Raw genomic sequence first — 24,310 nt, 5'->3', positions numbered from 1 at the left:
GTTGTCCCGCGGCGCCCGCTCCTCCCCGGGCGGTCGCGGGGGTTACTCGGCGGCTATGGCAACGGGGCGCGCCCCGGAGCGAGCGCTGGTGAGCGCCGTTAGCACCTCGGCCACCACGAAGGCAGCGATGACCTCGGGGCGCTTGTCGCGGCTGCCCTGCGCGCCGATCGGGCAGGTCAGGGCCTCGTCCGAGAGCCCGTCGCATTCGTGCCGCGCGAAGCGGCGGAACTTCTCGCGCTTGGTGGCCGAGCCGATGAGCCCGACGTAGCGCGCGTCGCCGCGCCTCAGCGCCGCGGAGGCGCAGAGGAAATCGAGCGCGTGGTCATGGGTCAGCACGATGAAGGCGCTGCCCGGCGGGGCCATGGCGATCTCGAGTTCCGGCAGCGGGCTGAGCACGGTCTCGACCCGCGCGGTGCAGAGCGCCAGCTCCTCGGCGCGCTCGTCGACCAGCAGGCAGCGCACCGGCAGGTGCTGCATGAGCTCCGCCAGCGCCCGTCCGACGTGGCCCGCGCCGTGGATCTGCACCATCGGCAGCCGGGCGGCCTCCTCCGCCGCCCGCGCCTGCGCCGCGCGCCGGTCCTGCGCGCCCATGCGGGCAATCGAGACCTCGACCCGCCCGCCGCAGCACTGGCCGATCTCGGGACCGAGCGGCAGGTCGAGCGTGGCGGCAAGATCGCCGCGGGCCAGCATCCCGCGCGCCGCGGCGATGGCCCGGTGCTCGAGCTGGCCGCCGCCGATGGTGCCGTGGCGCGCGCCTTCCGAGACATACATCTCGCAGCCCGCCTCGCGCGGCGAGGAGCCGCGCACCCGGCTCAGCCGCAGCCGCGCGACGGGCGCGGGCGTGGCGAGGAAACTCTCGAGCAGGCTCATGACTGTCCCGCCAACCGCTCGACCGCCAGGAGCACGCGCTCGGGCGTGGCGGGGGCGTCGAGGCGCGGGCATTCGCGGTAGTCCGCCACGCTCGCCACGGCCATGGACAACGCCTCGAAGACCGAGATGCCCAGCATGAAGGGCGGCTCGCCCACGGCCTTGCTGCGCTTGATGGTGCGCTCGCGGTTCTCGGACCATTCGGCGAGGCTCACGTTGAAGACGCGCGGCCGGTCCGAGGCGAGGGGGATCTTGTAGGTCGAGGGCGCATGGGTGCGCAGCGCGCCCTTTGCATCCCACCACAGCTCCTCGGTGGTCAGCCAGCCCATGCCCTGCACGAAGGCGCCCTCGACCTGGCCGCGGTCGAGCACCGGGTTCAGCGAGCGGCCGACGTCGTGCAGGATGTCGGTACGCTCGATGCGGTACTCGCCGGTCAGCGTGTCGATGGTGACCTCCGAGCAGGAAGCGCCATAGGCGTAATAGTAGAACGGCCGGCCCTTGCCCGCGGCGCGGTCCCAGTGGATGCCCGGGGTCTTGTAGAAGCCCGCCGCCGAGAGGTGCACGCGCGCCATGTAGGCGGCCCTGATGACCTGCTCCCACGGCAGAAGTTGCGCGCCCACCTGCACGTGTCCCGGGACGAAGCGCACCTCTTCCGGCTTCACGCCCCAGTGCCCGGCGGCGAACTCGACCAGCCGCGCCTTGATCTGCTCGGCCGCGTCGAGCGCCGCCATGCCGTTGAGGTCCGATCCCGACGAGGCGGCGGTGGCCGAGGTGTTGGGCACCTTCTCGGTGGTGGTGCGGGTGATCTTGATGCGCTCGAAATCCACCTTGAAAGCGTCGGCCACCACCTGCGCCACCTTGGTGTTGAGCCCCTGGCCCATCTCGGTGCCGCCGTGGTTGAGCTGGATCGAGCCGTCCGAGTAGACGTGGATCAGCGCGCCGGCCTGGTTGTAATGGGTGGCGGTGAAGGAGATGCCGAACTTCACCGGGGTCAGCGCGATACCCTTGCGCAGCACACCGGCCTGCGCGTTGAAGGCGAGGATCTCGCGGCGGCGCTGCTGGTAGGCGCAGGTCTCCTCCAGCTCGGAAACCACACGGCCGATGATGTTGTCGGTGACCTCCTGATGATAGGGGGTCAGGTTCCGGCCATCATGGGCGTCGCCGTAGAAGTTGGCCTTGCGCACCTCCAGCGGGTCCTTGCCGAGCGCATAGGCGATCTCCTCGATCATCCGCTCGGCGGCGACCACGCCCTGCGGCCCGCCGAAACCGCGGAAGGCGGTGTTCGAGACGGTGTTGGTCTTCATCGGGCGGCTCTGCAGCCGGACATGCGGGTAGAAATAGGCGTTGTCGGCGTGGAAGAGCGCGCGGTCGGTGACCGGGCCCGACAGGTCCGAGGACCAGCCGCAGCGCGCCGCGAAGGTGCCGTCCACCGCGCGGATGCGGCCCGCGCCGTCGAAGGCGACGTCGTAGTCGATGACGAAGTCGTGGCGCTTGCCGGTGGCGGTCATGTCCTGATCGCGGTCGGGACGGATCTTCACCGGGCGGTTCAGCCGCTTGGCGGCCATTGCGGCGACCACGGCGAAGAGGTTCATCTGGCTTTCCTTGCCGCCGAAGCCGCCACCCATGCGCCGCACGTTCACCACCACCGCGTTCGACGGAACGCCGAGCACATGCGCCACCATGTGCTGCGCCTCGCTCGGGTGCTGGGTCGAGCAATGGACGATCACGTCCTCGTCCTCGCCCGGCAGGGCAAAGGCGATCTGCCCCTCGAGGTACATGTGGTCCTGTCCGCCGACCGAGAGCCGCCCCTGCAGCCTATGCGGCGCCGTGGCCATCGCGGTTTCGACCTCGCCGCGCTCGAGCTTCAGCGGCTCGGTGATGAGCGGGTAGCCCGCCTGCTGCGCGGCGATCGGATCGAGCGCATGTGGCAGCACCTCGGCCTCGACCTTGGCGAGCGTCGCGGCGCGGCGCGCGGCGTCGCGGGTCTCGGCGATGACGGCAAAGAGCGGCTGGCCGTGGAACTCGATCCTCGCGGTCGGGAAGACCGGCTCGTCGCCGCGCCCGGTGGGGCTGATGTCGTTGTGGCCGGGAATGTCGGCGGCGGTGAGCACGTCCACGACGCCCGGGGCGGCGCGCACGGCGGAGAGGTCGATGCCCCTCAGCGTGGCATGGGCGACAGAGGACACGCCGAGATAGGCGTGCAGCGTGCCCACGGGCTCGGCGATGTCGTCGGTGTACTCGGCAAGGCCCCGGACGTGCTTGATCGCGCTGTCGTGCTGGCGGTCCTCGTGGACGGCGCCGCGGATGCTGGGCTGGTGTTTCATGTCTCTCCTCCCTCAGGCGCTCAGGCGGACGGGCTGACCGTCCTGTTCGAGAAAGAACCGCCGCAGCAGGTTCTGCGCGACGCGCATCCGGTAGTCGGCACTGGCGCGCCAGTCGCTGAGCGGGGTGAAATCCTGCGCCATGGCGCGGGCGGCACCGGCGAAGCTCGCCTCGCTCCACGGCTGGCCCAGCAGCGCCGCCTCGGCCTGCGCCGCGCGTTTCGGCGTGGCGGCCATGCCGCCGAGCGCGATGCGCGCCTCGCGGATGATGCCACTCTCGACGGTGACGCTGATCCCGGCGGCGACGGCCGAGATGTCCTCGTCGCGGCGCTTGGTGATCTTGTAGGCGGCGCAGCGGGTGGCGGCGGAGGGCAGGGGGATGCGGATGCTCTCCACGAACTCGCCGGGGCGGCGGTCCTGCTTGCCGTAATCCACGAAGAACGCCTCGAGCGGCAGGGTCCGGCGGTTCGCGCCATGGCGCAGCGTGACCTCGGCGCCGAGCGCGATCAGCACCGGGGGCGTGTCGCCGATCGGCGATCCGTTGGCGATGTTGCCGCCGATCGTGCCCATGTTGCGCACCTGCCAGCCGGCGATGCGGTCCCAGTACTCGGCGAGGTGCGGCAGGTGCTGGGTGATGAGCGGCTGCAGTTCGGAATAGCTGACGCCGGCGCCGAGGGTGATCGCGCCGTCGGTGAGCTCGACCGCCTTCAGTTCGGGCAGGTGGGCGATGAAGATGGCGGGCGAGATCGGGCGCAGGAACTTGGTGACCCAGAGCCCGACGTCGGTCGCGCCGGCGATCACCGTCGCCTGCGGGTGTTCGGCATAGGCCTTGGCGAAGTCGTCGAGATCGGCGGGCAGGATGGCGCGGTCATCCGCGGGGCCGGTCTCGACCCGGCGCCCGTCCTTCAGCGCCAGAAGCTCGGCGGTGACACAGTCCCGTTCGAGTGTCAGGTGATCCGCCTCGGGGGTGCCATACTGGCTCACCGCCACGGCGGCGCGGATGATCGGCGCGTAGCCGGTGCAGCGGCAGAGGTTGCCCTGCAGCGCGGTCTCGACCTGCGCCTCTGTCGGCTGTGGCACCTGCATCCAGAGCGCGTAGAGCGACATGACGATCCCGGGCGTGCAGAAGCCGCATTGCGCGCCGTGGTGCTCGACCATCGCCCGCTGCACCGGGTGCAGCGCGCCGTCCGGGCCCGAGAGGTGCTCGATGGTCACCACGTGGCAGCCGTCGAGCGAGGCGACGAAGCGGATGCAGGCGTTGACCGGCTCGTAGCGCAGCGCGCCCCCGTGCAGGCGTCCGACGAGCACCGTGCAGGCGCCGCAGTCGCCCTCGGCGCAGCCCTCCTTGGTGCCGGTGAGGCGGCGGTCGAGCCGCAGGAAGTCGAGCAGGGTCTGCGTGGCGGGGACCTGCGGCAGGGACAGGGCCCTTCCGTTGAGCAGAAAGCGGATCTCGCTCCGGTGCGTCATGCATCCCTCCGTGGCTGGGCATGTGGCTGGTGATCGGAGGTGACGCTAGCGGAAGGCACTCTCAATGAATACGTGCGGTTTCGCCAAGGACTTTATACAGATTGTTGATAATAATCTGTCGTGCCTCGTGCTACGCCGGAGGAAAGGAGAGCGCCCATGCAATATATCGAGAGCCTGCGGGTGTTTGTCCGGGTGGTGGAGCTGGGCAGCATCACCTCTGGCGGGCGCGACCTGCGCCTGACCCCGGCGGTGGCGAGCAAGCGCATCAAGGAGCTCGAAGCGCGTCTCGGCGTGCGGCTCTTCAACCGCACCACGCGCTCGATCACCCCGACCGAGGTCGGGCGGGTGTTCTACGAGCAGGCCAAGTCCGTGCTCGCCTCGGTGGACGAGGCGGAGGCGGTGGTGGCAAACTTCTCGGAAACCCCGCGCGGCGCGCTGCGGGTGACCGCGCCGCTGGGGCTCGGGCGGCGGGTCATCGCGCCGCTGGTGCCCGCCTTCACCGAGAAATACCCCGAGGTGCAGGTGCAGATGCGCCTGTCGGACCGGTTGGTGGACATGCTGGCGGAACGGCTCGACGTGGCCTTCTTCCTCGGCGTGCCGAAGGACTCGAACCTCAAGCTGCGCCACATCTGCGACTGCCCGCGCGTGCTCTGCGCCGCGCCCTCCTACCTCGAGCGCCACGGCACCCCGGACACGCCTGAGGACCTGCTCGGCGGGCGGCACAACTGCCTGCTGCTGCGCTATCCGCGCTCGCCCGAGTATTTCTGGCAGCTGAAGACCGCGACCGGGCTGCGGCGCCTGGAGGTCGGCGGCCGCTTCGACGCCGACGATGGCGACGTGCTGACCGGCTGGGCGCTCGAGGGGCAGGGCATCGTGAACCGCCCCCGGCTCGAGGTGGCGCAGCACCTGCGCAGCGGCGCGCTCGTCGAGGTGCTGCCCCAGACGCCGCCGCTGCCCTCGACCTTCGGCTGCCTCTTCCCGCACCGCAAGCTGCAGGATCCCAAGATCCGCCTCTTCGTCGACCACATGGCCGAGGCGGCGCGCGAGGTCATCGCGCGGCCGGAGTTCCGCTGAGCCTCTCGCGGGTGCTGCGGTTGCTTTTCCGGCGCTTCCTGTGGGACAAGATGGGCACGAGTCAACGAGGCCCCGCGACGTGAACACCAAGTCCTTCTTCGAGGAAACCGGCAGCGAATCCACCGCCGAGCGCGTGTTGCGGAAGCTGCGCTTCGACATCATCCGCAACGCGCTCGCCCCCGGCCAGCGGCTGCGGCTCGAGGGGCTGCGGGAAAGCTACGGGGCCAGCGTCACCACCCTGCGCGAGATCCTCAACCGGCTCGTGGTCGAGGGCTTCGTGATCGCCGAGGACAACCGCGGCTTCGGCGTCGCCCCGGTCAGCGAGGCCGAGCTGCGCGACACCTGCGAGATGCGCCTGTTGATGGAGTGTCACGCGCTGCGCCGCTCGATCGAGATCGGCGATCTCGACTGGGAGGCCCATGTCGTCTCGAGCCATCACAAGCTGCAGTCGGTCGAGACCAAGCTGATCGGCGGCGACCGCAGCCTCGTCGCGCAATGGGTGCAGTACGACTGGGATTTCCACCACGCGACCGTCATGGCCTGCGACATGCCGGTGCTGAAGGTGACGCATTCCAACATGTTCGACCGCTTCGCGCGCTACCACCTGCTGGCGCTCGACTTCCGCGGCAAGCCCGCCGCGGAAGAGCACGCGCGGCTGCGCGACCTCGTGGTCTGGCGCGAGACCGAGGCGGCCGTCGCGCTGCTGCGCTCGCACGTGCACGCGGGGATGGAGCACATCCTCTCGACCGGGAAAATCCCGGCCTGAGGCTCAGGCGGCGCTGGCGCGCTCGGCGATCATCTCGCGCAGCATCCGCACCGCGTGACCGTAGCCGCGCGCGCCCGTGCCAGCCATGACCGCCGTCGCCACGCCCGAGACCAGCGAATGGTGGTACATCTCCTCGCGCTTGTGGATGTTGGAGATGTGGAACTCGATCATCGGGTGCGGGTACATCTTCAGCGCGTCCATCACCGCCATCGAGTAGAAGGTGAACGCCGCCGGGTTGATCAGCAGCGCCGAGGAGTGGTCGATCGCCTCGTGGATCCAGTCGATCAGCTGCTCCTCGGAATTGGTCTGGCGGAACACCAGCCCCTCGGGCCCCGCCGCCGCGTGGCAGAGCGCCTCGACCTCGGCCAGCGTGGTGCGGCCGTAGATCTGCGGCTCGCGCAGGCCGAGGCGGTTGAGGTTCGGCCCGTTCAGGACGTGGATCGGGTTGAGGGTCGGGTGGGGCACGTGGATTATCCCTTGTAGCCGAAGAGCCGCGGCAGCCAGAGCGAGACCTCGGGCACCAGCGTGATGATGAGCAGCGCCAGCAGCAGCGCGAGCAGGAAGGGCATGACCTCGGAAACGATCTCCTTCAGCGAGCAGCCCGAGATGCTCGAGACGACGAAGAGCAGCAGCCCGTAGGGCGGGGTGATGAGCCCGAGCATGATGTTGACCACGCAGACGATGCCGAAATGCACCATGTCGATGCCGAGCGCCTGCGCCGTCGGGATGAACACCGGCACGATGACCAGCAGGATCGTCGTGCCCTCGAGCAGGCAGCCGAGCACCAGCAGGATCAGGTTGACGATCAGGAGGAAGGCCAGCGGCGAGAGCTCGAACCCCGCCAGCCATGCGGCGAGCGTGCGCGGCACGTTCTCGACCGTGACCACGTAGTTGAAGACCAGCGCCCCGGCGATCAGCATGCCGATCGAGGCGGTGGTGCGCGCCGAGCCGAGCAGCGAGGCGTAGACCGATTTGAGGCTCACCGAGCGGTAGAGCAGCGCCGAGACCAGCAGCGCGTAGAGCGCGGCGACCGAGGCGGCCTCGGTCGGCGTCGTGGCGCCGCCGTAGATGCCGCCGAGCAGGACAATGGGCATCAGCAGCGCGGGGAAGGCATTGAGCGTCACCTTCGGCAGGGAGCGCAGCGGCACCGGCGGCTCGACCGGGAAGTCGCGCCGGCGGGCGGTGCGCAGGACGATGATCACCATCATCAGCCCCATCAGCAGGCCCGGCAGCACGCCCCCGAGGAAGAGGAAGCCGATCGAGGCGTCCGAGACCAGCGCGTAGATCACCATCGGGATCGAGGGCGGGATGATCGGGCCGATGACGGCGGTGGCGGCGGTCAGCGCCGCGGCGAAGGCGGGCGGGTACTTGCCGCCTTCGGTCATCATCTTCTGCATGAGCTTGCCGGTGCCCGCCGCGTCGGCGATGGCCGAACCGGACATGCCCGCGAAGATGATGGACTGCAGCACGTTGACCAGCGCAAGCCCGCCGCGGAAGCGCCCGACGAAGGCGTTGCAAAAGGCCAGCAGCCGCAGCGTCATGCTGCCCGAGTTCATGAGTTCCGCGGCGAGGATGAAGAGCGGCACCGCCAGCAGGATGTAGCTCGAGAAGAGTCCGTTCAGCAGCTGCTCGGCGGCGGTGCCCATGTCGAGCCCGGCCAGCATCAGGTAGAGGATCGACGAGGCGATCATCGCGTGGCCGACCGGCAGGCCGAGCAGGGCGAGCAGCACGATCGAGGCGATCGAGACGGCAAAGGGGCTCATGCCTCGTCCTCCTGCGCGATCGGATCGCCGGTCACGTGCCGCCCCGTTGCCGCCGCCCAGAAGAGCCAGGCGTAGCGCGCCAGGGATGCCACGGCGAAGATGATGTAGATCGCGTAGACCCAGTCGTATCTCAGGTCGAGATAGGAGGTGTCCTGGATTTTCATGAAGGTGACGTAGTCCCAGACCGCCGGCAGCGAATAGCCGTAGAGCAGCAGCAGCGCGGCGCAGGCGATCAGGCTCATCCCCCGGCGCAACCGGCGCCCGGCCAGCGACAGCACGAAGTCGAAGCGGATCTCGTCGCGCTCGCGCAGCACGAAGGCCGCGCCCCAGAGCACCAGCCAGAGCCACATGAGGATCGTCAGCTCCGACGCCCCGCCGACCGGCAGGTTCAGCAGGTAGCGGAAGGCGACCTGCACGATGAAGGCGCCGAACATGACCGCCAGCATCAGCGCGGCGATGTTCTCGGCCCGGCGGCGCAGCCAGGCTCCGAGGGATACCAGTCTTTCCATGGGCTCCGTCTCACAGGACCCGCACCCGCCGGAGCGGCGGATGCGGCGCTTCGGTTGCGCGGTGGATCAGAGCGCGTTGATGCGGTCGAGCATGCCGCTCGGCCAGTCCTTCGAGATCTCGGACTCGAGATACATCTTCTGCGCGTAGCTGCGGAAGGCATCGACGTCGGGGGTGTGGAGCTTCAGCCCCTGGCCCTCGAAGAAGGTGGCAAGCTCCGCCTCGCGCGCGAGGTGCTGCTCGGTGCTCCAGGCGATCGCCTCGTCGGCGGCGGCCTGGAAAGAGGCGCGCTGTTCGTCGGTGAAGCCGTTCCAGACCTTGGCCGAGATCACCAGCAGGTCGTAGCCCACAAGGTGCGAGGTCAGCACGATCTGGTCCATCACCTCGTAGAACTTCATGTTCTCGACGTTGGGCAGCGGGTTGTCCTGGCCGTCGATCGCGCCGGTCTGCAGGCCGGTGTAGACCTCGGCATAGGCCATCGGCGTCGGGTTCGCGCCAAGCGCCTTGCCGAGGAACTGCCAGGCGTCGCCGCCAGGCATGCGCAGCTTCACGCCGGACATGTCCTCGGGCGTGTTGATCTCCTTGTCGATGCGCAGGCCGACCTGGCGGGTGCCGAAATAGGTCGGGCCAAGGATGTGGATGCCCAGCTTCTCCTCGGCCAGCGCCTTCATCTCGGCGCCGGCGTCGCTCTCGAAGAAGGTCTTGAGATGCGCGGCGTCGCGGAAGAGGTAAGCCGAGGTCAGGATCGAGAACTCGGGGATCTGCGTCGCGATGTCCTGCGGCGCGACGTTGCCCATCTCGAGGTTGCCACGCTGGATCGCGATGATCTCGGTGGTCTGCTTGAACAGGTTGCCGCCGTAGTAGAGCTCGAGCTCGGCCGTGTCGGCGACCGAGGCGGCGAGCTTCTGCATCATCTGCGCGCGGATGTCCTGCTCGGAGAACACGGCGGAGAAGCGCAGCTTTTCCTGGGCAAAGGCGGGCACGGCGGCACCGAGGGCAAGGCCGGCCCCGGCGAGCGTGCCGAGCAGGGTTCTGCGGTTGATCATGGTCTCTCCTCCCTGAAAGACATTATATGATTGTACGTATCATATGATGATATGTATCTACGTAATATGAAAATCGCGCCGCCGTAAAGCGTTTCGAATGCGCGTCTGCGCTCGCGGCGTTGTCGCCAAAGAAGAGGCCCCCGCCCGTTTCGGGGCGAGGGCCTGGTGTGGCTGTCGAAGCGGGGCTGCCCTTACTGGGCGTCGCTCGGGATCTGCGCCTCGCCCTTCTTGGGCTTGCGGATCAGGATGGCCCAGACGAAGAGCCCGGTCAGCGCGAGGAAGAACAGGCTGTCGGGGTTGGTCAGGAACACCACCGGGTTGCCGTCGCTCAGCGACAGCGAGCGGCGCAGGTATTCCTCGAGATCCGGCCCGAGGATGAAGCCCAGCAGCATCGACACGGTCGAGTAGTTCTGCTTGCGCATGAAATAGGCCAGCACGCCGAAGATCACCGCGAGCGACATCTGGAAGATCGAGTAGGTCGCCACGTAGCTGCCCACCAGCGCCACCACGGCGATGCCGGTGTAGAGCAGGCCCTTGGGGATCGACACGATCTTGATGAACCACGGGCCGAAGAGCCAGAGGGTCAGCGGGATGAGGATCAGCGCCGAGAAGAACAGCGAGCCCAGCATCGGTCCGAGCAGCTCGGCCTGGTTCTCGAGCAGGCGCGGTCCCGGCTGGAGGCCGTTGATCACCAGCACGCCCAGAACGATCGCGGTGGTGGGATCGCCGGGGATGCCGAACATCAGCATCGGCACGAAGGCCCCGCCGCACATCGAGTTGTTGGCGGCCTCGGCGGCGGCGATGCCCTCGCGCGAGCCGTTGCCGTATTCGTGCGGTTTCTTCGACGACGAGCGGGCCATCGCGTAGGAGACGAAGGCGGCCATCGACCCGCCGGCGCCCGGCAGGATGCCGATGCCGTAGCCGATCAGCGACGCGCGCAGGTAGGCCATGAGGCCGATCTCGCGGATCTCGGACATCGGCGGCAGGAAGTCGCGGCGGCGGATCTTGATGTTCTTGGCCTTTTCCAGCGTCGAGCTGAGCCCGTCCTTCCAGCTTTCGGACTGCATGAGCACTTCGGAAATCGCGAAGGCGCCGATGACGAGCGGCATGATGTCGATGCCCTCGACCAGCAGTTCGGTGCCGAAGTTGAAGCGCGGGATCGGCTGGAGCACGTCGATGCCGACGGTGGCGATCATCACGCCCAGCACGGTGGCGACGATGCCCTTGGCAATGTTGCCCTTGTCCACGATCACGATCACCACCAGCGCGAAGAGCACCAGCGAGAACTTGCCCGGGGTCCGGATCAGCAGCGAGATCTCCGCGGCCACCGGCATGAAGGCCATCAGAAGCACGGCCCCGATGGCGCCGCCGATCATCGAGCCGAGCGCGGCGTGACCGAGCGCGTTGGCGCCGAAGCCCTTCTTCATCAGCACGTTGCCCTCGACCGCGGTCATCATCGAGGAGGGCGCGCCGGGGATGTTGATCGTGGTCGCGGTGATCGAGCCCGAGTACATGCCGGCCATGAAGATCGAGGCGCACATCACCAGCGCCGGCACGACGTCGATGGTATAGGTGATCGGCAGGAGCAGCGCGATGGCCAGCACCGAGGTCAGCCCCGGCATCGCACCGAAGAAGGTGCCGACCAGGAAGCCCCCGATCATGAACAGCAGGACGTAGGGATCGGCCAGGGCCGTCATCCCGCTGAGAACGTCGACGAAAATGTCCATCAGAAGAAACCCTCGGTGATGGTGGGCAGGCGCACGCCGAAGACGCCCGCGAAGAGCCCGTAGAACAGGGCCGTCACGCCGATGGCATAGAGGGCGAAGAGATGCGGCTTGCGGATCTGGTAGTGGAAGATCGCGAAGAGCACCGAGCTGAAGGCCAGCGTCGAGAGCCAGTAGCCGAGCGGGCGGAACAGCGCGATGTAGCCGGCGGTCGCCACGATGACGAGGAGCGGGCGCAGCATCTCGCCCGCGGGACCGTCGGCGGTGGGCTTGCGGAACTCGTTGAAGAAGACCACGGCCAGCGCGACATACATCACGATCGCGGCGAGGATCGGCACGGAACGCGGGCTCATTTCGCCATCACCCGCGAATTGCGAGTGAATGTTGAAGGCCGCGGCCAGGTAGACGGTCGTGACGATCAGGAAGAAGAAGGGTAGCAGGACACCCGTCCTGAGAAGGGGCGCGCGGTCGGCCATCGTGGTCTCCGGATAGGGGGCGGCACCAGAGCAGGCTCCGGTGCCGCCTTTCATGATTGAGTGTGAAGATTACTTCGACAGGATGCCAGCCTCGACCAGCGCGTCCATCTCGGTGAAGAGGCCCTGCGCGGTCTCGTCGGCCCAGGCGTCGAGCTCGTCACCGGCAAGCCAGTTCGGGGTCACGCCGATGGTGGCGAGCCAGTCCTGGAACTCGGCCGAGTTGTAGGCCTGCTCGTAGGCGGCCTCGATCTTGGCCACCACGTCCTCGGGGGTGCCCGCGGGCGCGGCGATGACGATGAACGAGCCGTTCAGCAGCTCGACGCCGGCTTCCTGGGCGGTCGGGACGTCATAGGTCGGGTTCTTGGCGTCCGAGAATTCCACCAGGCCGCGCGCGGTGCCGTCCTCGATCAGGTTGGCGAAGTCGCCGAGCGAGGTCATCACCACGTCGACCTCGTCGGACAGCAGCGCTTCCTTCTGCGGAGCGGCGCCGCCCGGGTAGGAGACGATCTTGAACTCGGTGTCGGTGAGCTTCTGCAGCTGCAGCAGCGTCAGGTGCACGCGGCCGCCGAGGTTCTGCACGCCGATGCGCACCTTGCCCGGGTTCTCCTTCGCCGCGGCGAGCAGGTCGTCGAGCGACTGGTAGTCGGAGTTGGCGTCGACGATGATCGCGTCGGCCTCGCTGGTGATGCGGGCGATCAGGTCGAGCTTGTCCATCTTGTAGCTCGGCAGCATGCCCTGCCACGGAACGGTCACGACGCTGTCGTAGGTCAGCGCACCGAGCGTGTAGCCGTCGCCCTTGGCAGCCATCACTTGGCCGACGCCGGTCGCGGAGTTGCCGCCCTCGATGTTCTCGACGTAGATCGTGCCGCCGAAGGACTCCTCGGCCAGCGTGGTCACCTTGCGCACGATGCCATCGGTGCCGCCGCCCGCGCCCCACGGCACGACCATGCGCACGTCACGCTCCGGGTATTCCGCCAGGGCGGCAAGCGGCACGAGGGCCGAGGTGATGGCGGCAACCGCGCCGATGAGAGTGCGTTTCATGTTGTGTCTCCTCCAAGACCTGGAACCGGCGGATGCCGTCCCGAACTGTTGTGTCCTGGCCTTTCGGCCCCTGCCACGGCGCTGGCGCGCTCAGTGCTTCCCCCCGTGGGCCCGGGCCTCCTGCGGCCGGAATCGTCGGGCGAACTTGCATCGCTACCAACTAATACATTACTATATGAATACCCGTGAAGCTGGCAAGCCTCCTTCGGAAGGCGCTGGCGATAACGTGGCAAGACCCTGTAAGTAATGAAAGAAAACTCATGCTTTACGACCATCGAACCTATACCTGCCGTCCCGGAACGATCCGCAAACACCTCGCGCTCTACGGCGAGCACGGCTACGACATCCAGCGCCGGCACCTCGGCGATCCGGTCGTCTACGGCGCGGTCGAGACCGGCGACGTGAACTCCTTCGTGCATATCTGGTGCTACGCGGATGCCGCAGACCGGGCCGCGAAGCGTGCGGCGCTGGCGGCGGATCCTGACTGGCAGGCCTATCTGGTGAAGAGTGCCGAGGCGGCGTACCTCGTCTCGCAGGTCAACCAGCTGATGACGCCCGTGCCGTTCTTCACGCCGGCGCAGTCCTGATCTAGGGCCTGATCGAGGACCTGGTCGAGGGGCGCGGCCCGGCGGCCGCGCCCGTCTTTTTCGCAAGGCGCGATCAGTCCTGCGGCAGGTCCATGCGGCTGGTCAGGAAATCGAGCTCGGCAAGGTCGGCCTCGGTCAGCTTCGGCCCCGGCCCGCGCAGCGCGCTCGAGGTCAGCGCGCCGCGCCGGCGCATCATCTCCTTGCGCAGCGCGATGCCCCATTGCCCCTGCGCCTCGTGCTTCAGCAGCGGCAGGAAGCGGTTGAAGAGGTCATGCGCCTCGGCCCGCCTGCCCTCGGTCATCAGGTCATAGACCCCCGAGAGCATCTCGGGATAGGAGAAGCCCGCCATGGGTCCGTCGGCGCCGCGCTCCATCTCCTGCACGAGGAACTGGCCGTTGTTGCCGGTCAGGATCCGCACCGGGCGCGAGAACTCGGCGCGCATCCGGGTGATCTTGGTGGGGGAGGGGAAGTCCTCTTCCTTGATGACGCCGATCTGCGGGAATTCGAGCAGCAGGCGGTCCATCGCGGGCACCGACATGACCACGCCCGAGGCGGCGGGGAAGTCCTGCAGCACGGTCGGCACGTCGCCGATCCGCGCGTAGACGGCATCGAAGTAGCGCAGCAGATCCTCGTCGGTGCGGATCCCCGTGGGCGGGCAGATCATCACTGCGTCGGCCCCCTCGGCCATCACCTGCGCCGTGACCTCGACCAGCGTGGCGAGGTTCGGGTGCGACACGCCGGCGATGATCCGGTGGCCATCCGCGGCGGCGACGTAGCGCGCGGCGACGGCGATGGTCTCGTCCACGGTCAGCTTCTGCGCCTCGCCCGAGACGCCGAGCACGGTCAGGCCCTGCGCGCCGTGGCGGTAGTAGAAGGCGGACAGCGTGTCGATGCTGGCGTGGTCGACCGATCCGTCGTCAAGGAACGGTGTCTGCGCGACGACGTGCAGGCCCCTGGTCTCGGCAAGTGCGTTGGACATGATCTCTCCCTTCGCGGACCGGGGTGGTCCGCGCTCCTTTTCTGCTGGCTGTGGGGGTGCCCGGGTCGGGCGGGTGGTCAGGTGAAGTAGTCCTTGTGCAGGACGCGGTATTCCTCGGCCCAGTCATCGGGCTTGTGGGTGTGGAAGCGGATCTCTCGGATCGCCCGGTCGACGTCGCCCGATTCGATCGCGGCGACGATGCGCTCGTGCCCGTCGATGATCGTGGCGAGGCGCTCGGCGGAATGGGTCTGCAGTCGGCGCACCCGGTCGAGGTCGCCGGTCTGGGCGCGCAGCAGCCCGTGCAGGTTCGGATGGCCCGCGCCCTCGAACATCACGTAGTGGAAATACTCGTCGAGTTCCTGGAAGCGGCGCAGCATCGTCGCCTTCGGGGCGACCTCGCGCTGCATGGCGATGATCTCGCGCAGCTGCGCCATGGTCTCGGGCGCCGGCACCGAGGTGAGCTTGATGGTGACCTCGGTCTCGAGCGCCTGGCGCAGGAACAGCGCCTCGCGGATCTGCGCGAGGTTGATGCGGGTCACCAGCGTCTTCGACTGCGGGTAGATGCGGATCAGCCCGTCCTGGTCGAGCCGCTGCATCGCGTCGCGCAGCGGCGTCTGGCTCACCTCGTATTCCCGCGCAAGGTCGGCGCGGGTGAGCGCCGTGCCCGGCGGGAGGTCCAGCGAGAGGATGCGCTGGCGCAGATCATCATAGATCCGCGAGGACGCCATCTGGCGGCCCATGGAGCTGTCATGGCGCATCATGTCGAAGGCGAGGCTCATCGTAGGGGTCTTCATTCAGACTTCCGTATCTTTCCGTTCTTCAGGTCAGATAACCGCATTTGCGGACCGGTTGACCATACTGATAAACTAAAATATTAGTGCATGACAAGTCTCGTGACGTGGATGCATCGCCCCTTAGCCGGTTGGTGCCTGCGCAGCCGGCGCCCGATTCGCGCCGCTCCGGGACAGGGCACAACAGCGGTGCGGGGCAGGGAGCCCGGTCACCCAGCAACAGGAGGTCAAGGATATGGACGGCATGGCAAACGGGTTCGTTCCGCATGGCAAGCACCTGATCGCGGGCGAATGGGTCGCGGCCGAAACGACGTTCCGCTCGGAGCCGGCGCATGGCGCGGCGCATGAGTTCGGCGTCGGCACCCCGGCGCTGGTGAACGCCGCGGTCGAGGCCGCGGAAGAGGCCTTCTGGACCTACGGCTACACCGATGCCGAGACCCGCGCGCGCTTCCTCGAGACGATCGCGGACGAGATCGAGGCCCGCGGCGAAGCGATCACCCAGATCGGCACGCAGGAGACCGGCCTGCCCGAGGCACGCCTTCAGGGCGAGCGCGGCCGCACCACCGGCCAGCTGCGCCTCTTTGCCAGCCACATCCGCGCCGGTGCCTATCTCGACCGCCGTCACGACGTGGCGCTGCCCGACCGCGCGCCGCTGCCGCGCCCCGACATCAAGATGATGCAGCGCCCGATCGGCCCGGTGGCCGTGTTCGGCGCCTCGAACTTCCCGCTCGCCTTCTCCACCGCCGGCGGCGACACCGCTTCGGCGCTGGCTGCAGGCTGCCCGGTCGTGGTCAAGGGCCACTCCGCCCACCCCGGCACCGGCGAGATCGTCGCCGAGGCCGTCAAGGCGGCGATCGAGAAATGCGGCCTGCCGGGCGGGGTCTTCAGCCTCGTTCAGGGCGGCAAGCGCGACGTCGGCACGGCGCTGGTGCAGCACCCGCTGATCAAGGCCGTGGGCTTCACCGGCTCGCTCGCCGGTGGCCGCGCGCTCTTCGACCTCTGCGCGCAGCGCCCCGAGCCGATCCCCTTCTTCGGCGAGCTCGGCAGCGTCAACCCGATGTTCCTGCTGCCCGAGGCGATGTCCGCGCGCGGCGCGGCGATCGGCGCGGGCTGGGCGGGTTCGCTCGCCATGGGTGCCGGCCAGTTCTGCACCAACCCCGGCATCGCCGTGGTGCTCGAAGGGCAGGCCGAGACGCTGGCCAATGCCGCCAAGGAGGCGCTGGCAAAGGTCGGTGCGCAGGTCATGCTGACCGACGGCATCGCCAAGGCCTACCGTGACGGCGCGGCGCGGATCGGCAGCGGCGCGGGCGTGCGCGAGATCCTGACCTCGATCTGCGGCATGCGCGACGCGACCCCCTACCTCTACATCGTCAGCGGCGCCGACTGGATCGGCAACCACGCGCTGTCCGAAGAGGTCTTCGGCCCGCTCGGCCTGATCGTCACCGTGAAGGACGCGGACGAGATGATCGCCGTCGCCAAGAGCTTCGTCGGCCAGCTGACCGTGACGCTGCACCTCGACGAGGGCGACACCGCGCTGGCCCGCGACCTGATGCCGGTGCTCGAGCGCAAGGCCGGCCGCGTGCTGGCCAACGGCTTCCCCACGGGCGTCGAGGTCTCCGACGCGATGGTCCACGGCGGGCCCTACCCGGCCTCGACCAACTTCGGCGCGACCTCGGTCGGCACGATGGCGATCCGCCGCTTCCTGCGCCCCGTGAGCTTCCAGAACCTGCCGGACGGGCTGCTGCCCGCCGACTGGCAGTAATCCCCAACACCGGTGCCGCGCAATGCGGCACCCATCCCCGTCCAAGTGAGGAGAAACACACAATGATCGCACCCGACGCGCTACGCGAGATCATCCGCCACGGGCTTCTGTCCTTCCCGGTCACCCCCTTCGATGCCGAGGACCGTTTCGCGAAGAAGCCCTTCCAGGCGCATCTCGAGTGGCTCAAGCCGCACAAGGTTGCCGGCCTCATCGTCGCGGGCGGCACCGGCGAGATGTTCTCGCTGACCCCCGAAGAGATCGTCCAGGTGGTGCGCGCGGCGCGCGAAGTCGCCGGCGATGCGCCGGTGATCGCGGGCTGCGGCTACGGCGTGCGCATGGCCTGTGATCTCGCGCGCGAGATCGAGGCGGCGGGCGGCGACGGCATCCTGCTGCTGCCGCACTACCTGACCGAGGGCCCGCAGGACGGCGTTGCCAACCGCATCCGCGCGGTCTGCAAGGCGACCAACATGGCGGTCATCGTCTACAACCGCGGCCAGGCGCAGATCTCGGCCGAGACGCTCGAGCAGCTGGCCGACGAATGCCCGAACCTGATCGGCTTCAAGGACGGCACCGGCGACATCGACAACGTGCGCCGCGTCACCGTCCGCCTCGGCGACCGGCTGTCCTACATCGGCGGCATGCCGACGCACGAGCTGTTCGCGCAGGCCTATCGCGGCGCGGGCATGCCGACCTATTCCTCGGCCGTGTTCAACTTCGTCCCCGAGACCGCGCTGGAATTCCACGGCGCCTTCCTGGCTGGCGATGACGCGAAATGCGAGCAGCTGCTGCGCGACTTCTACTATCCCTTCGCCAAGATCCGCGATCGCAAGTCCGGCTACGCCGTCTCGGCGATCAAGGCGGGTGTCGCCCTGCGCGGCTTCGAGACCGGCCACGTGCGCGCGCCGCTCACCGACCTCACCGGCGAAGAGATCGAGATGATGCGCGAGCTCATCAAGGGCCGCAGCTGATGACCATCGGGCCGGTTGCCATCCTGGAGCCGGCCAGCGCCGGCATGCGGGCGCGGATCGAGGAACTCTGCGAGGGCTTCGATCTGCGCTTCGTGAGCAGCGTCGATGTCGCCGACATGCGCGCGGCGCTGGAAGGCGCGACCTACGCGGTGACGCGGGGGCTGCGCTTTCCTGCCGAGCTCCTGACCGAGGCGAAGGCCCTGAAGATGGTGCACCAGTGGGGGACCGGCATCGACGGGATCCCGCTGGACGCCGCCAAGGCGCGGGCCATCACGGTGGCCCGCTCGCCGGGCATGAACGCGCCGTCCGTGGCCGAGGCGACGCTCGCGCTGATGCTGGCCACCCTGCGGCGCCTGCCGCAGGTTCAGGCCGCGTTCCGAGGCGGCGCCTGGGACCAGCCCGACCTCTGGCGCGAGGCGCGCGATCTTGGCGCCTGCCGGGTCGGCCTGATCGGCATGGGGGCCATCGGGCAGGAGGTGTTGAAGCGCCTCAAGGGCTTCGGCTGCGAGATCGCCTATACCAAGCCCTCTGGGCCGGATGCCGCGCTCGACGCGCAGTTCCTGCCCTTCGAGGAGCTGCTCGGCTGGGCCGACGTGATCTCGCTGCACCTGCCGCTGACCCCCGCCTCGAAGCACCTCATCCGGGCCGAGACCATCGCGGCGATGAAGCCCGGCGCGGTGCTGATCAACACCTCGCGCGGCGGGCTGGTGGACGAGGCGGCGCTGGTTGCCGCGCTGCGCTCCGGCCAGCTTGGCGCGGCGGGGCTCGACGTCTTCGAGACCGAGCCGGTGACCGGCCCGAACCCGCTGCTCGAGATGCCCAATACCGTGACGCTTCCGCACGTGGCGGGGCGCACTCTGGATAACTTCGACCGCATGGTGCGGCACTGGTCCGGGAATATCCGGGCCCATGCCGAGGGACGAGACATCGACCCGGCCTGCATCGTGCTGCCCTGAGACGAGTGAATGGGAGGAGAGACCATGTCTGACATCGAAGCGCGCACCGGAGGCAAGGTGCTGGTGGATCAGCTGCTGACCCATGGCGCGGACTGCGCCTATTGCGTGCCGGGCGAGAGCTATCTCGAGGTGCTCGACGCGCTGCACGACGTGCGCGACCGCTTCACGCTCTACAACGCCCGCCACGAGGCGGGGGCGGCGGACATGGCCGAGGCCTATGGCAAGCTGACCGGCAAGCCCGGCATCTGCATGGTGACCCGGGGCCCGGGCGCCTGCCAGGCCGCGGTGGGCGTGCACATCGCCTACCAGGACTCCACCCCGATGATCCTGCTCGTCGGACAGGTCGGGCGCGAGACGCTGGACCGCGAGAGCTTCCAGGAGATCGACTACCGCCAGATGTTCGCCCCGGTGGCGAAATGGGCGGCGCAGATCGACAGCGCCGAGCGCATCCCGGAATACATGGCGCGGGCCTTCCGCGTCGCCACCTCGGGCCGTCCCGGCCCGGTGGTGCTGGCGCTTCCCGAGGACATGCTGACCGACGTGGTGCGCGTGGCCGACGCGCGCCCCTACAGTCCCAGCGTCCCGGCCCTGACGGCCGAGGACGCGGCGGCGGTGATGGCCGCACTGGCGCAGGCGAAACGCCCGCTGCTGCTCGCCGGCGGCCCCGGCTGGACCGATGCGGGCGCTGCGGCGCTGCTCGACTTCGCAACGGCCAACCGCCTGCCGGTCGCCACCAGCTTCCGGCGGCAGGATCTCGTTGACCACCGGTCGGACGTCTATGTCGGCGACTTCGGCACCGGCGTGGCCCCGAGCCTCGTGAAGCGCCTCGCCGAGGCCGACCTGCTGCTGGTCATCGGCGCGCGGCTCGGCGAGATCACCACAAAGACCTACGCGACCCTTTCCGTGCCGACGCCGGCGCAGACGCTCGTGCACATCCACGTCGACGCGAACGAGATCGGCCGGGTCTACTCGCCCACGCTGTCTGCGGTCTCGGGCCCCGACGCGGCGCTCGCGGCGCTGACCGCCCAGCCCGCCGCCCCGGCGGACGATGCCTGGCGCGCCGCGCTGCGCGACGAGTACCTCGCGGATTCCGAGCCGCCGCCGCATGACTTCCCGCTCGACATGGGCCAGGCCATGGCCGAGGTGCGCGACCTGATCCCGGCGGATGCGGTCATCACGCTCGACGCGGGCAACCACACCGGCTGGGCACAGCGCTTCCTGCGCTACGCCCGCCCGGGTCGGCAGATCGGCTCGACCTGCGGCTCGATGGGCTACGCGGTGCCCGCCGCCGTCGCGGCCTCGCTCGAGAATCCGCAGCGCCAGGCCATCGCCTTCGTCGGCGACGGCGGCTTCATGATGTCCGGCATGGAGATCGCCACCGCCGTGCAGCATGGCGGCCGGCCCATCGTGCTGGTCTTCAACAACGGCACCTACGGCACGATCCGCATGCACCAGGAGCGCGAGCACCCCGCCCGCGTCTCGGGCACCGACATCGTGACCTCGGACATCGGCAAGATCGCCGAGGGCCTTGGCGCCGCCCATGCGCGGGTCACCGAGACCGCCGAGTTCCGGCCCGCGCTGCTGGCCGCCTTCGCGCATGAGGGCCCGACGGTGATCGAGCTGATCACCGATCCCGAGCAAATCTCCACCCGCACGACGGTCAGCCGCCTGCGCGGCCAGTGAGCGAGACCCCGATGACCCAGCATGTGAAGACTCCCGACACCCTGCGCTCCTCGCGCTGGTTCGCGCCCGATGACCTGCGCAGCTTCGGCCACCGCTCGCGGATGATGCAGCTGGGCTATGCCGAGGAGGATTTCCGCGGCAAGCCCGTCATCGGCATCCTCAACACCTGGTCCGAGCTGAACTCCTGTCACGGCCACTTCCCCGAGCGGGTGAAGGACGTGAAGCGCGGCGTGCTCGCCGCCGGGGGCTTCCCGGTCGAGATGCCGGCGCTGTCGGTGGACGAGAGCTTCACCAAGCCGACGTCGATGCTCTACCGCAACATGCTGGCGATGGAGACCGAGGAGATGATCCGCTCGCACCCGCTCGACGGCGTGGTGCTGATGGGCGGCTGCGACAAGACCACGCCGGGCCTCGTGATGGGTGCGATCACCGCCGGCGTGCCGATGATCTACCTGCCCGCCGGGCCGATGCTGCGCGGCCACTACAAGGGGCGCATCCTCGGATCTGGCTCGGACGGCTGGAAATACTGGGACGAGCGCCGCGCGGGCAATGTCACCGACGAGGAATGGCTCGGCATCCAGGGCGGCATCGCGCGCTCGGTCGGCACCTGCATGACCATGGGCACCGCCTCGACCATGACCGCGATCGCCGACGCCATGGGTCTCACGCTGCCCGGCGCCTCGTCGATCCCGGCGGCGGACAGCGGCCACCAGCGCATGGGCTCGGGCTGCGGCCGCCGCATCGTCGAGATGGTCTGGGAAGACCTGACCCCCGCCAAGGTGGTGACCGAGGCCGCGGTGCGCAACGCCGCCATCGTCGCCATGGCCACCGGCTGCTCGACCAATGCCGTGGTGCACCTCATCGCCATGGCCCGCCGCGCCGGGGTGGAGCTGACGCTCGACGACCTCGACGCGCTCGGCCGCGTGACGCCGCTCATCGCCAACGTCCGCCCCTCGGGCAAGGACTACCTGATGGAGGACTTCTACTACGCCGGCGGGTTGCTCGCGCTGATGAAGCAGATCGAGGAACGGCTCGACACCTCGGTGGTCGGCTTGACCGGCAAGCCGCTCTCCGAGTCGCTGAAGACCGCCGAGGTCTACAACGACGACGTGATCCGGCCGCTCACGAACCCGGTCTACCACGAGGGCTCGCTGGCGCTGCTGCGCGGCAACCTCTGCCCCGATGGCGCGGTGATCAAGCCCGCCGCCTGCGATCCCAGGTTCCACGTCCACGAGGGCCCGGCGCTGGTCTTCGACAGCTACCCCGAGATGAAGGCCGCGATCGACGACGAGAGCCTCGACGTGACCCCCGACACGGTGCTGGTGCTGCGCAACGCCGGTCCCAAGGGCGGGCCCGGGATGCCGGAATGGGGCATGTTGCCGATCCCCAAGGCGTTGATCAAGCAGGGGCACCGCGACATGCTGCGGATTTCCGATGCGCGCATGTCCGGCACCTCCTACGGCGCCTGCGTGCTGCACGTCGCACCCGAGAGCTTCATCGGCGGCCCGCTGGCGCTGCTCAGGACCGGCGACATCGTGCGGCTCGACCTGCCGAACCGCAGCCTCGACATGCTGGTCGACGAGGAAGAGATCGCCCGCCGCAGGGCCGAGTGGACCGCGCCCGAGCCGAAGTTCGAGCGCGGCTGGGGCTACATGTTCTCGCAGCACGTGACGCAGGCCGACAAGGGCTGCGACTTCGACTTCCTCGAGCGCGGCTTCGGCGCCGCCGCCGGCGAGCCGGATATCTTCTGAGGTGACCATGACGCGACCGCTGATCTACCGACCCCGCCCCTTCGCCACCAGCGACGGACGCCTCGACGGCTACGAGCTGACCGGCCCCGGGGACCTTGGCCGCGAGGATGAGGTCCGGGCCATGGCCGTGGCCGGCACCGGCAAGGTGGACGGCGCGCTGATGGACCGCTTCCCGAGGCTCGGGCTCATCGCCAAGTTCGGCGTTGGCTACGACAACATCGAGGTGGCCGAGGCCGCGGCGCGCGGCATTGTGGTGACCAACACCCCCGACGTGCTGACCGAGGAGGTCGCGGACTTCACCCTCGGCCTGCTGATCGCGACCTCGCGGCAGTTCCCGCAGGCCGACGCCTACCTGCGCGCCGGGCACTGGCCGCAGAAGCCCTATCCGCTGACCCTGTCGCTGCGCGACCGCAAGGTCGGCATCCTCGGGCTCGGGCGGATCGGGCTGGCGATCGCCGAGCGGCTCGCGGCGATGAAGCTCGAGGTGGCCTATTGCACGCGCACGCCGCGCGACGTTCCCTATGCCCACTATCCCGACGCGCAATCGCTGGCCGAGGCCTGCGACGTGCTGATCGTCATCGTCCCGGGCGGGGCCGACACCGCAGGGCTGGTCGGGGCATCGGTGATCGAGGCGCTGGGGCCGCAGGGCATCCTCGTCAACGTCGCGCGCGGCTCGGTGGTCGACGAGGCCGCGCTCATCGAGGCGCTCTCGACAGGGCGGCTCGGCGCGGCGGGGCTCGACGTCTTCGAGCGGGAACCCGAGGTGTCGCAGGCGCTGATCGACCTGCCGAACACCGTCCTGCTGCCCCACGTCGGTTCGGCGACCGAGGTCACCCGCCGGCAGATGGGCGACCGGGTCGTCGCCAACCTCGACGCGTGGTTCTCGACCGGACGGGCGCTCGACCCGGTGAGCTGAGGGCCGATCGTCAGGGACCTTCAAGCAATTGGCGCCCACGGATCAGCCGCGGGCGCCATTTCAGTTTTCGTGAGCGAGGTCAGACCCTCAGCGGCCGTTCTTCTCGCGCCATTCCGCGAAACGGGGGCCGTATTTCTCTTCGTTGACACGCGGATAGAGCCCGATGATCGGCTCGCCTTCCCGGACCTGATCGACCACGAAATCCTCGTAGGCGGTCATCTCGACCGCCTCGTCGGCCACCTCGTCGGCCATGTGCGCGGGGATGACGATGACGCAATCCGCGTCGCCCACGATGATGTCTCCCGGGAACACCGGCGCGTCGCCGCAGCCGATCGGCTCGTTGATCGCGATGGCCTCGTTGTTCGTGAGGTTGGTCGGGCTCGAGGGGCGGGTGTGGTAGGCCGGGATGTCGAGCCCGGCGATCACCGCCGCGTCGCGGAAGCCGCCATCGGTCACCACGCCGGCGCCGCCGCGCACCATCAGCCGGGTGATCAGGATGTCCCCGGCCGAGGCCGCGTTGGCCTGCTTGCGGCTGTCCATGACCAGCACGTGGCCCTCCGGGCAGGTCTCGATCGCCACGCGCTGCGGGTGCTCGGGATTGCGGAACTCTGTCAGCTGGTTGCGGTCCTCGCGGGCGGGCATGTAGCGCAGGGTGAAGGCGGGGCCGACCATGTTCCGGCCCTTCCAGCCCAGCGGGTTCACGCCCTGGATCACCTGGTTGCGCAGGCCGCGCTTGTAGAGCGCGGTGGCCAGCGTCGCCACGGAGACGCCCATCAGCTTTTCACGGGTTTCGGGGTTCATTCTTTGCTCCTCCAGTCATTCGGGGCGCGGGCCGTCGTGCGGCAGCCGCGCGGGCAGGGGTCGG

Annotated in this window: 22 protein-coding genes; 9 read left to right on the top strand and 13 right to left on the bottom strand. The window is 68.9% G+C overall.

The genetic code is table 11. The annotated features are described in order from the left end of the window. Window positions 1–42 precede the first annotated feature (42 nt). From xdhC to xdhA, 3 genes are read right to left on the bottom strand one after another with little or no spacing between them, the layout of a single operon-like run. Window positions 43–870: a xanthine dehydrogenase accessory protein XdhC gene (gene xdhC / locus PVT71_RS23755; protein ID WP_353475605.1), complete on the bottom strand. Its 828-nt coding sequence runs from the start codon at window positions 868–870 to the stop codon at window positions 43–45. Further along, window positions 867–3,191 carry a xanthine dehydrogenase molybdopterin binding subunit gene (xdhB, locus tag PVT71_RS23750; protein ID WP_353475604.1) on the bottom strand — a complete coding sequence of 775 codons (2,325 nt, stop codon included), beginning with the start codon at window positions 3,189–3,191 and terminating at the stop codon, window positions 867–869. Before xdhB ends, xdhC begins: the two co-directional genes overlap by 4 nt. Before the next feature lie 12 nt (window positions 3,192–3,203). Further along, a complete protein-coding gene (gene xdhA / locus PVT71_RS23745; protein WP_353475603.1) occupies window positions 3,204–4,655 on the bottom strand; it encodes a xanthine dehydrogenase small subunit in 1,452 nt (483 codons plus the stop codon). Window positions 4,656–4,811: 156 nt separating this feature from the next. Here xdhA and PVT71_RS23740 point away from each other — a divergent pair, with 156 nt between their 5' ends. Together PVT71_RS23740 and PVT71_RS23735 are read left to right on the top strand one after the other, a co-directional pair. Beyond that, a complete protein-coding gene (locus PVT71_RS23740) occupies window positions 4,812–5,729 on the top strand; it encodes a LysR family transcriptional regulator (protein WP_353475602.1) in 918 nt (305 codons plus the stop codon). Window positions 5,730–5,808: 79 nt separating this feature from the next. Further along, the gene (locus tag PVT71_RS23735) at window positions 5,809–6,495 is read left to right on the top strand and encodes a GntR family transcriptional regulator (RefSeq protein ID WP_353475601.1); all 687 of its coding nucleotides are present in this window, start codon (window positions 5,809–5,811) and stop codon (window positions 6,493–6,495) included. Window positions 6,496–6,498: 3 nt separating this feature from the next. Here the strand turns inward: PVT71_RS23735 and PVT71_RS23730 are convergent, their stop codons facing one another. The 7 genes from PVT71_RS23730 to PVT71_RS23700 all read right to left on the bottom strand — a co-directional run bounded on the left by PVT71_RS23730 (window position 6,499) and on the right by PVT71_RS23700 (window position 13,052). Then, entirely contained in the window at window positions 6,499–6,960 is a 462-nt protein-coding gene (locus tag PVT71_RS23730; protein WP_353475600.1) for a type II 3-dehydroquinate dehydratase, read from the bottom strand. A gap of 5 nt (window positions 6,961–6,965) precedes the next feature. Further along, window positions 6,966–8,258 carry a TRAP transporter large permease gene (locus PVT71_RS23725; RefSeq protein ID WP_353475599.1) on the bottom strand — a complete coding sequence of 431 codons (1,293 nt, stop codon included), beginning with the start codon at window positions 8,256–8,258 and terminating at the stop codon, window positions 6,966–6,968. Further along, entirely contained in the window at window positions 8,255–8,767 is a 513-nt protein-coding gene (locus PVT71_RS23720; RefSeq protein WP_353475598.1) for a TRAP transporter small permease subunit, read from the bottom strand. The genes PVT71_RS23725 and PVT71_RS23720 overlap by 4 nt, the downstream gene beginning before the upstream one ends. A gap of 66 nt (window positions 8,768–8,833) precedes the next feature. Beyond that, window positions 8,834–9,811, bottom strand: a complete 978-nt coding sequence (gene dctP / locus PVT71_RS23715; protein ID WP_353475597.1) for a TRAP transporter substrate-binding protein DctP — start codon at window positions 9,809–9,811, stop codon at window positions 8,834–8,836. Window positions 9,812–10,002: 191 nt separating this feature from the next. After that, window positions 10,003–11,538 carry a tripartite tricarboxylate transporter permease gene (locus PVT71_RS23710; protein ID WP_353475596.1) on the bottom strand — a complete coding sequence of 512 codons (1,536 nt, stop codon included), beginning with the start codon at window positions 11,536–11,538 and terminating at the stop codon, window positions 10,003–10,005. Beyond that, window positions 11,538–12,011, bottom strand: coding sequence for a tripartite tricarboxylate transporter TctB family protein (locus tag PVT71_RS23705; protein WP_353475595.1), 474 nt, complete (start codon window positions 12,009–12,011; stop codon window positions 11,538–11,540). Before PVT71_RS23705 ends, PVT71_RS23710 begins: the two co-directional genes overlap by 1 nt. Before the next feature lie 69 nt (window positions 12,012–12,080). Further along, on the bottom strand, window positions 12,081–13,052 hold the full coding sequence (locus PVT71_RS23700; protein WP_353475594.1) for a tripartite tricarboxylate transporter substrate binding protein: 972 nt from the start codon (window positions 13,050–13,052) through the stop codon (window positions 12,081–12,083). A 260-nt stretch (window positions 13,053–13,312) separates the two neighbouring features. On the opposite strand from PVT71_RS23700, the gene PVT71_RS23695 reads away from it, so the two are divergent. Beyond that, window positions 13,313–13,639 (top strand): NIPSNAP family protein, encoded by a 327-nt coding sequence (locus tag PVT71_RS23695; protein WP_353475593.1) that lies wholly within the window; start codon window positions 13,313–13,315, stop codon window positions 13,637–13,639. Window positions 13,640–13,712: 73 nt separating this feature from the next. Here the strand turns inward: PVT71_RS23695 and PVT71_RS23690 are convergent, their stop codons facing one another. Together PVT71_RS23690 and PVT71_RS23685 are read right to left on the bottom strand one after the other, a co-directional pair. Further along, the gene (locus tag PVT71_RS23690; protein ID WP_353475592.1) at window positions 13,713–14,618 is read right to left on the bottom strand and encodes a dihydrodipicolinate synthase family protein; all 906 of its coding nucleotides are present in this window, start codon (window positions 14,616–14,618) and stop codon (window positions 13,713–13,715) included. 77 nt (window positions 14,619–14,695) lie between these two features. Then, window positions 14,696–15,412: a GntR family transcriptional regulator gene (locus tag PVT71_RS23685; RefSeq protein WP_194137432.1), complete on the bottom strand. Its 717-nt coding sequence runs from the start codon at window positions 15,410–15,412 to the stop codon at window positions 14,696–14,698. A gap of 232 nt (window positions 15,413–15,644) precedes the next feature. Between PVT71_RS23685 and PVT71_RS23680 the strand changes: the two genes are divergently transcribed. The 6 genes from PVT71_RS23680 (at window position 15,645) to PVT71_RS23655 (ending at window position 23,445) form a co-directional block, all read left to right on the top strand. Beyond that, window positions 15,645–17,171, top strand: coding sequence for an aldehyde dehydrogenase (NADP(+)) (locus PVT71_RS23680; protein WP_353475591.1), 1,527 nt, complete (start codon window positions 15,645–15,647; stop codon window positions 17,169–17,171). Window positions 17,172–17,233: 62 nt separating this feature from the next. Continuing rightward, window positions 17,234–18,139, top strand: a complete 906-nt coding sequence (locus tag PVT71_RS23675) for a 5-dehydro-4-deoxyglucarate dehydratase (protein WP_353475590.1) — start codon at window positions 17,234–17,236, stop codon at window positions 18,137–18,139. Beyond that, window positions 18,139–19,095, top strand: coding sequence for a 2-hydroxyacid dehydrogenase (locus PVT71_RS23670; RefSeq protein ID WP_353475589.1), 957 nt, complete (start codon window positions 18,139–18,141; stop codon window positions 19,093–19,095). The genes PVT71_RS23675 and PVT71_RS23670 overlap by 1 nt, the downstream gene beginning before the upstream one ends. A 24-nt stretch (window positions 19,096–19,119) precedes the next feature. Continuing rightward, window positions 19,120–20,778, top strand: a complete 1,659-nt coding sequence (locus tag PVT71_RS23665; protein WP_353475588.1) for a thiamine pyrophosphate-dependent enzyme — start codon at window positions 19,120–19,122, stop codon at window positions 20,776–20,778. Window positions 20,779–20,789: 11 nt separating this feature from the next. Further along, window positions 20,790–22,529 (top strand): L-arabinonate dehydratase, encoded by a 1,740-nt coding sequence (gene araD, locus PVT71_RS23660; RefSeq protein ID WP_353475587.1) that lies wholly within the window; start codon window positions 20,790–20,792, stop codon window positions 22,527–22,529. 7 nt (window positions 22,530–22,536) lie between these two features. Further along, window positions 22,537–23,445, top strand: coding sequence for a 2-hydroxyacid dehydrogenase (locus PVT71_RS23655; RefSeq protein ID WP_353475586.1), 909 nt, complete (start codon window positions 22,537–22,539; stop codon window positions 23,443–23,445). Window positions 23,446–23,532: 87 nt separating this feature from the next. Here the strand turns inward: PVT71_RS23655 and PVT71_RS23650 are convergent, their stop codons facing one another. Beyond that, the gene (locus PVT71_RS23650; RefSeq protein WP_353475585.1) at window positions 23,533–24,246 is read right to left on the bottom strand and encodes a ribonuclease activity regulator RraA; all 714 of its coding nucleotides are present in this window, start codon (window positions 24,244–24,246) and stop codon (window positions 23,533–23,535) included. Window positions 24,247–24,310: the final 64 nt, after the last annotated feature.

The sequence above is a fragment of the Salipiger sp. H15 genome (genome assembly GCF_040409955.1).
GTDB lineage: Bacteria > Pseudomonadota > Alphaproteobacteria > Rhodobacterales > Rhodobacteraceae > Salipiger.
Note: the sequence above shows the minus strand (reverse complement) of the source record. Positions and strands in the feature narration are given on the sequence as shown.